Annotated in this window: 13 protein-coding genes; all 13 read left to right on the top strand. The window is 28.9% G+C overall.

What is annotated here, in order from left to right:
• Nucleotides 1–500, top strand: a 500-nt coding sequence (locus TD18_RS17225) for a tetratricopeptide repeat protein (RefSeq protein WP_040253096.1), incomplete at its 5' end; no start/stop codon positions are given.
• Nucleotides 501–654: 154 nt separating this feature from the next.
• Nucleotides 655–1380 carry a DUF3667 domain-containing protein gene (locus TD18_RS12380; protein ID WP_084205915.1) on the top strand — a complete coding sequence of 242 codons (726 nt, stop codon included), beginning with the start codon at nucleotides 655–657 and terminating at the stop codon, nucleotides 1378–1380.
• Between the two features lie 231 nt (nucleotides 1381–1611).
• A complete protein-coding gene (locus TD18_RS12375) occupies nucleotides 1612–2307 on the top strand; it encodes a hypothetical protein (RefSeq protein WP_040253090.1) in 696 nt (231 codons plus the stop codon).
• A 228-nt stretch (nucleotides 2308–2535) separates the two neighbouring features.
• Nucleotides 2536–2829: a barstar family protein gene (locus tag TD18_RS12370; protein WP_040253088.1), complete on the top strand. Its 294-nt coding sequence runs from the start codon at nucleotides 2536–2538 to the stop codon at nucleotides 2827–2829.
• Nucleotides 2830–3198 carry a hypothetical protein gene (locus TD18_RS12365; protein ID WP_040253085.1) on the top strand — a complete coding sequence of 123 codons (369 nt, stop codon included), beginning with the start codon at nucleotides 2830–2832 and terminating at the stop codon, nucleotides 3196–3198.
• 240 nt (nucleotides 3199–3438) lie between these two features.
• Nucleotides 3439–3999 (top strand): helix-turn-helix domain-containing protein, encoded by a 561-nt coding sequence (locus TD18_RS16755; RefSeq protein ID WP_052461162.1) that lies wholly within the window; start codon nucleotides 3439–3441, stop codon nucleotides 3997–3999.
• A gap of 159 nt (nucleotides 4000–4158) precedes the next feature.
• Nucleotides 4159–4410 carry a hypothetical protein gene (locus TD18_RS12355; protein WP_040253083.1) on the top strand — a complete coding sequence of 84 codons (252 nt, stop codon included), beginning with the start codon at nucleotides 4159–4161 and terminating at the stop codon, nucleotides 4408–4410.
• A gap of 512 nt (nucleotides 4411–4922) precedes the next feature.
• Nucleotides 4923–5066, top strand: coding sequence for a hypothetical protein (locus tag TD18_RS17395; RefSeq protein ID WP_162835794.1), 144 nt, complete (start codon nucleotides 4923–4925; stop codon nucleotides 5064–5066).
• A 5-nt stretch (nucleotides 5067–5071) separates the two neighbouring features.
• Nucleotides 5072–5311 (top strand): BON domain-containing protein, encoded by a 240-nt coding sequence (locus TD18_RS12345; protein WP_052461161.1) that lies wholly within the window; start codon nucleotides 5072–5074, stop codon nucleotides 5309–5311.
• 9 nt (nucleotides 5312–5320) lie between these two features.
• Nucleotides 5321–5548: a hypothetical protein gene (locus TD18_RS12340; protein ID WP_040253078.1), complete on the top strand. Its 228-nt coding sequence runs from the start codon at nucleotides 5321–5323 to the stop codon at nucleotides 5546–5548.
• Nucleotides 5535–5915 (top strand): hypothetical protein, encoded by a 381-nt coding sequence (locus TD18_RS12335; RefSeq protein WP_040253075.1) that lies wholly within the window; start codon nucleotides 5535–5537, stop codon nucleotides 5913–5915. Before TD18_RS12340 ends, TD18_RS12335 begins: the two co-directional genes overlap by 14 nt.
• A gap of 209 nt (nucleotides 5916–6124) precedes the next feature.
• The gene (locus tag TD18_RS12330; protein ID WP_040253073.1) at nucleotides 6125–6544 is read left to right on the top strand and encodes a DUF4288 domain-containing protein; all 420 of its coding nucleotides are present in this window, start codon (nucleotides 6125–6127) and stop codon (nucleotides 6542–6544) included.
• The gene (locus TD18_RS17220; RefSeq protein WP_160289467.1) at nucleotides 6534–6689 is read left to right on the top strand and encodes a hypothetical protein; all 156 of its coding nucleotides are present in this window, start codon (nucleotides 6534–6536) and stop codon (nucleotides 6687–6689) included. The genes TD18_RS12330 and TD18_RS17220 overlap by 11 nt, the downstream gene beginning before the upstream one ends.
• The last annotated feature ends 149 nt before the right edge of the window (nucleotides 6690–6838 follow it).

Below are 6838 nucleotides of genomic sequence, written 5' to 3'. Positions count from 1 at the left end.
AGAACAATAAAGCAAGAGACCTTAATGAAAAAGGAATAGAGTTAAGTAGAAATGGTAATTATAAAGAAGGAAATGTAGCCTTTTTGAGAGCATTGGAATTAGAACCAAACAATCCAACGACATTAAGTAATTTAGGTTTAAATAAATATTTTGAAGACGACTATGATAATTCTATAAAATATTTTCAAGAATCTTACAAATTATCAGATTCAACTTATCACATAGCAGCAGTAAATTTAGCAATGTCCTATTTTTATATTGAAGAATATGATAAGGGAATTGAAATAACAAACTATGTTATTGAACATGCTGTTAATAAAAACACCTTATCTTCTGCTTATGTTAATAGAGCATTAAACCACATTGGAAAAAATAATTGTAAAGAGGCCAAAACTGATATAATTTATATCTATAAAAATTATCGAGATGTAGAAAATATAGAGTATCACATAAAAGATTTAGCTGAAAAAATGAAAAACTGTGTACAACAACGTGTATAACTAATTGCTCGGTCTGTGTGTACTCGGAAAATCCTACGGATTTTCCTAATGGTTAGTTTCTTTTTTGCTAACTTAGTCCTAGCCAACTCAACTAGCCATTACACGAACACGTTGGCAGTAATATAAAAACACACTCAAAAGTAAACTTAACTGAATGATTTGTAAAAATTGTAAACAAGATTTTAGCGGAAATTATTGCAGTAATTGTGGACAAAATTCAAACGTCAGAAAAGTTGATTTCAAATACTTAATGGATGAAATCCCTAATAGTATTTTTCAAATAAATCGTGGATTTTTATTTACTTTAAAAGAATTATTTATAAAACCTGGACATAGCATTAGAGAGTTTTTAGAAGGTAAAAGAAAGAATCATTTTAAACCACTAGCTTTCATAATACTCACATCTACTTTATATGTTTTGTCCCATTACTTTATTGGAAACCAAACATTCATTGATGATGCAATTACAGGATTTAAGTCTGGTTCTAAAGTTGAAAACAATCAATTATTGAATTGGATTGCTAAAAATCAAACTTACTTTATATTAATTTTGGTTCCATTATTTTCTTTAGCGTCCTATTTAGCGTTTATAAAATCAAAATATAATTACTTTGAACATCTTGTCTTAAACATATATATAACTGGACAACAAATGTTTATATATTTTCTATTTAGCTTTATTTATGATAGAGATAGCTATTTAGTTTTATTACCTCTTTTGTTGGGAATGGGATTTAATTTTTGGACATATATTCAATTTTTCAATAAAAAAAGTACTCTTAAGAAAGTATTGCTTATACTTTTAACATATATAATTTTTATTTTACAAATTTTTATTGGAATGATCATATTTAGTATAGTTATGGCAGTTATCAATTAAATACTACTGCCAACAACGTGTATAGTTCATTGCTTAGTTGGTTAAGACCAGAAAATTCTCCTACAATTTGTATATTTAAATAATCGGAACAATTGTGCAACTCAACCTTGCGCTTTTTTTTCCGCGGAATTTTCGCCGTTTACGGCTCATCCAAACGCAAGCGCTTCGGCTGAATTCCGCAACGAAACCATACACAAATACGTTGGCAGTAATTTAACGAAAACCCTAAAATTGAAAAACTTACTAATTTTTTTATTCTTTATTACACTTTTTTATGGCTGTAAAAATGAAAATCCTGAACGGCTTCATACATTAGTTATCAAGAAAGAATATTGCGATATTGAAAATGAAGGAGTCATATTTCTACCTGAATTTGAATTGAGAAAAAACGATTCTTTGATAAGCACACATACGATGGAAATAATGAATAATTACTATAATATTGATAGCTTAAAATCTGGAAATTATAATATTGTATATACATCAATGTTTAAGAAAACGGAATCATTAAGTATTAATTTATACGATAAAATTATTGACACTTTAATAATCTGTCTTGATAAGATTGATTATGGTTCAACCGAACATATCTCTTTCGTTGATAAACTAAAAGATAATGAAAATTATAAAATTAAAGTCTATAATCAAGGATGTGTTTCTTTGGGAAGTGGAACATTAAAAATCAGTAAAAAACAGAACAAAATAATTGCGGAAACTAACGATAAAAAAAAGGAACTTACAACTGAGGAAATTGAATATTTAAGACGTTTTGAAATTGAGTTAATTAATATGAATTATGGTGGTTGCTCATCAACGGATTTTTATACCTTGGAATATAATGACGAAGTTCTTGAAATAAGAGATGGTAGTTGCAATTGGTATGGATATGGAAGGCTTTACAATTTAATATTCGATATAGAAAGTTAAAAAACTACTGCCAACAACGTGTATATCTCATTGCTCCTATTTTTATTAGTTTAGAAATTTAAACTACAATTTGTATATTTAATTAATCGGAAAAATTATAGGTTCAAGCCTTGCTATTTTTCTCCAACGGAATTTTCGCCACGTGTGGCTCATCCGAAGCTAAAATAGCTGCGGCTAATTCCGCAACAAGACATACACAAACACGTTGGCAGTAATTTGAGAAACGAAATGCATACATTCAGAATTAAAGGTAAGAGATTAAAAAATTGGAAAACATTCCACTCTGAATTTAAGAAAGAAATGAATTTTCCAGATTATTATGGCGAAAATATGAATGCTTGGATTGACTGTGTTGACGAACTGACTGATAAACCAACTCTATTGGAAATTGATAACGGCAAATACCTAAAAGAAAATGCACCTGAATTGTTAAACGCAATTTTGGAATGTGGAGCTTTCGTTAATTATAGAAAAATAGAAGTTGGAGAAAAACCGAATTTGATAATTTCAACTAATAGTTAATTGAAAAAATCAGGATATAAATATCAAATTGAGCAAGAACTCGACAAGAAAAATTGGGAAATAGCACTAATTGATGAAAGCCGAGAATGGTGGGATGATGAACATTGGAAAGTTCAATTCAAATTCGACCAAAATATTTTCTTTTATCTATGTTTTATAGTTGACCCTCAATTCGAGAGGCAAAGGAAAAAAGGACAAGGAATTTATGAAATCAAAGCATCAACTGAATTCCCTAAAAATTGGAACGATGATTCGAGTGAATTTGCTTCTATAAGTATGACAAAAAGAAAGTTTGAAATAAAACTAAAGGAATTTATTGAAGATTTAGAAAAATATAAAAAAGAAAAAACTACTGCCAACAACGTATAAAATTAATTGCTAGTACAAGCCTAATTGCGAAAATCCTCGCGGATTTTCTATTCGGTTTGTATTTGCTAAATTAGTTGCTGAAACACGCAACGAAATCATACACAAAACCGTTGTAAAACATTTAAAAAAACCTTTACGACATTTAATGACAAAGCAAATGTCATATAAAAATCACAGGAAAACCGTTATCAAATTTTGATCGAATTACTACTTTTAGAGTTAAATAAAAGTATCAAACAAATGAATTGGATTGCAAAGAAAATAAGTGAAACCAGAAAAATCAAAGGTCTTACTCAAGAAGAATTGGCTGAACAAGCAAAAATAAACTTGAGAACAATTCAACGGATTGAAAACTCTGAAAACGAACCTAGAGGAAAAACCCTAAACCTTATTTGTGAAGTTCTAGAAATTGATACAAAAGAATTAATATTAAAGGAAAACTCTTATCAAGAAAAAAATATAGGAACAACAATAATTAACGGATTTTTTCTCTTAGTGCTGAATTTTGTCTTAATGGGAATTATAGGGTTTTTAACTTTAGATTCAAAAGCAAATGCGAATAGTATGTTTGGAGGTTATTTATTAAGTATTTTTCTTCCTTTCTTTATAGTTGTTTTTACAAAAAAAATGAGCGGAATAGAACGAATGCTCAAATTCGGATTTGGTTATATTGCGTACTTTATTTTTATAATGATAATTCATGGATTTCCAACAGGTTTTGTAACTGGACTATTCCCTTGTTTATTAATAAGTTTATCTGTTTTATATTTTGGCAATAAGCTTTTAATTAATAAAGATTAAAAAACGTTTTACAACAACGTGTATAATTAATTACTACTGATTTACCTAGCGGAAAATTCCTCGAAATTAATTAACTTAGTCCTTATCGGAAAATGACTCGCGTCCTTTTCCGTAACTAATCATCACACGAACACGTTACCAACAAGCTGAAAAAAAAATATGTGCCAATTCAACTTTTTAGTTACAAATGAGAAATCTAACAATTCAGAAATTAAGGAAATTGCTTCTGAATTCGGACTGAATTACGCAGAATATAAATTGGATATACCAAATTCTAATGACATTCAGACTTTCTTAACGACAACTAAAGATTGTGATTGCGGTTCTGTTTTAGGAAAAAAATATTCAGACAATTCATCTGAACCTGACTGGAAAAAAGAAAAGAAAAAACTCGAAAGAAAACGATTCTAAAAACGCCGAATTGAATTGCTTCTGGAACAGAAACGAAAAGAATTTACTGAAAAAAACTCAAGCGAATTAAAAGCGGAAAACAAAGAGGCGGAAAAATGGACTGAATTTCTAACTGACAAAAGACTGAAAAACAAACTAAACGAAATCGGAATTTTTTATCACCAATTTTCTGGCGAATTACAAAACGAGCGTATAAAAATAGAAAACGGAAAAACGAATTCAGCGGAAAATATTAACGTTGATTTTTTAAAGAATATTAAGGAAAACGAATTAAATTGGATTAAACTATGATAAAAGCCAGTTGGTAACAACGTGTATAACTAATTGCTAGTCTGTGTGCACTCGGAAAATCCTAGCGGATTTTCCTAACAACAGAATATTACTCTTTCTAAAAAATCCTTCAAATTAAAAATTTAAGCAGGCATTTACTTAAGTTATGTCTTTTGTGACAGTATTGGCAATGTTTAAGTTTTAAAGCTATATACTAAGAATGAACAATTAAAACAATAATCATGGGAATATTTAAAGATAGAAAGAAATTCAATAGAACAAAAGAACAGACTCATCCAACAAATCCAACTGGTAATATTAACCAATTAACTAACCATTTTGATTTTGATAAGACAACCATAAAAAAACAACAAAACAAAAAATAATAACGATGAAAAATAATCCAGAATTAAAGTCAGATCTAATAGATACTAAAAAACAAAAAGATATTAAAATTGCTCTTAGACAAAGTTTTATTAATCATTGCGACATAAATATAAAAGTGTCAGGTACTGCAGCGACACTTTCTGGAAAAACAATTTCTTTGCATCAAAAAGAGGAGGCAGAAAACATTGTTGCAAAAACACCTGGCATCTGGCATGTAAATAATGAACTAAAACTCAATTTTTAAAGTGTTAAAATGAAATCTCAAAATAATCTTAATGATAAAATCCGATTGACAACTATAAAAATTCAAGAAGAACATCCTGAACTGATTGAATACATAAATGAAATGCCAAGCACATTCTTTTACAAACACAGAAAAAAAGTAAATAACAAAGCACTAAAAGGATATTTAGATTCACTAAATATAATATTAAAAAAATATTCAGAAAATACTAAAATTCAACATAATGAAAACAAATAATAATTTAGGTATCTGGATGGATCATTCAGTTGCTAATTTGATTGATTTAAATTCAAAAAAAGAATTCCATTCTATTGTTTCAAAATTTACTAAAGAAACTAAAGAAGAAGCCTTGATTCGAAGCGAAAGTCTTATGCATAACAAAAGACAGCAGATGAATGAACAATTTTATGTGAACATTGGAAATGAAATAATAAAATATAACCATGTACTGATATTTGGACCTACAAATGCAAAAGTAGAACTTCGCAATTACTTGAATAAAGATTTACATTTTAAGAATATAAAAATTGATATAGAATCGTCAGATAAAATTACGGATAATGAACAAGTAGCTTTTGTGAAAAATCATTTCGAAAAAGTATAACATTCTGAAGGCACCTAAAAAATAATTAAATTACACTAAATTGATTAATCTGATAAACACTACAGCTAACAACGTATATAATTAATTGTTGGTTCTGTGCGTACTCGGAAAATTCCTGCGTAATTTTCCTTAGGTTCGTTTCCTTTTACTAACTTAGTTCCAGCCAACACAACTAATCATATACAATCCCGTTGGCAACAATTTTAAAAATGAAAACCCAAGAGAAAATATCGAACGAAAACGGAAATTGGTATATAGCTGAAATTATTGAAAAGTGTGAACCAGTTAACCGAAATGAAAAACAAGACTTACGAAGAGTAACAACTTGGGGAAATCATCATTTGATTAAAGCTAAATCTGCTAAAGAGGCTTTTGAAAAAGCAGAAAAACTCGGAAAAGAAGCGGAATATAAATTCACAAATACTGAAAAAACCGAAATGGAATGGATTTTTGTTGGAGTTGGTGATTTAATACCAATTTACGAGGAATTCATTGAAGATGGAGCTGAATTAATGTGGACTGATTACGGATTTATATCAGACAGAAAGACAAGTCGTATGGCTTGCTCTAAAAATGAAATTCTAGGCGGAATAAAACCTAAACCTAAATTACCAAAAAATGGGAAATAGACGTAAAGGACAATTAACAACAGATATTGAATGGCACAAGCATTTGAGGAAAATTGGAAAAAGATTCTTCTGGAAAGGTGAACGACTTGCAGAAAAGAAAATGATTAATGAAAATTTAACAAAAATAGAAACCGAAGAAAAATAAAAACAGTTGCCAACTATGTGAATAATCCATGCTCACATTTTTCTTCAATTAAAATTCATATATTTCAACAACTGATTTGCTACATCTGAAAATCCTACGGATTCTCAGCCGCACAAATCATACACAAAACCGTTAGCACAAATGAAAAA

It is taken from the genome of Psychroserpens mesophilus (genome assembly GCF_000826645.1).
Classification (GTDB): domain Bacteria; phylum Bacteroidota; class Bacteroidia; order Flavobacteriales; family Flavobacteriaceae; genus Psychroserpens; species Psychroserpens mesophilus.
This window is presented reverse-complemented; position numbering and strand designations above follow the sequence as displayed.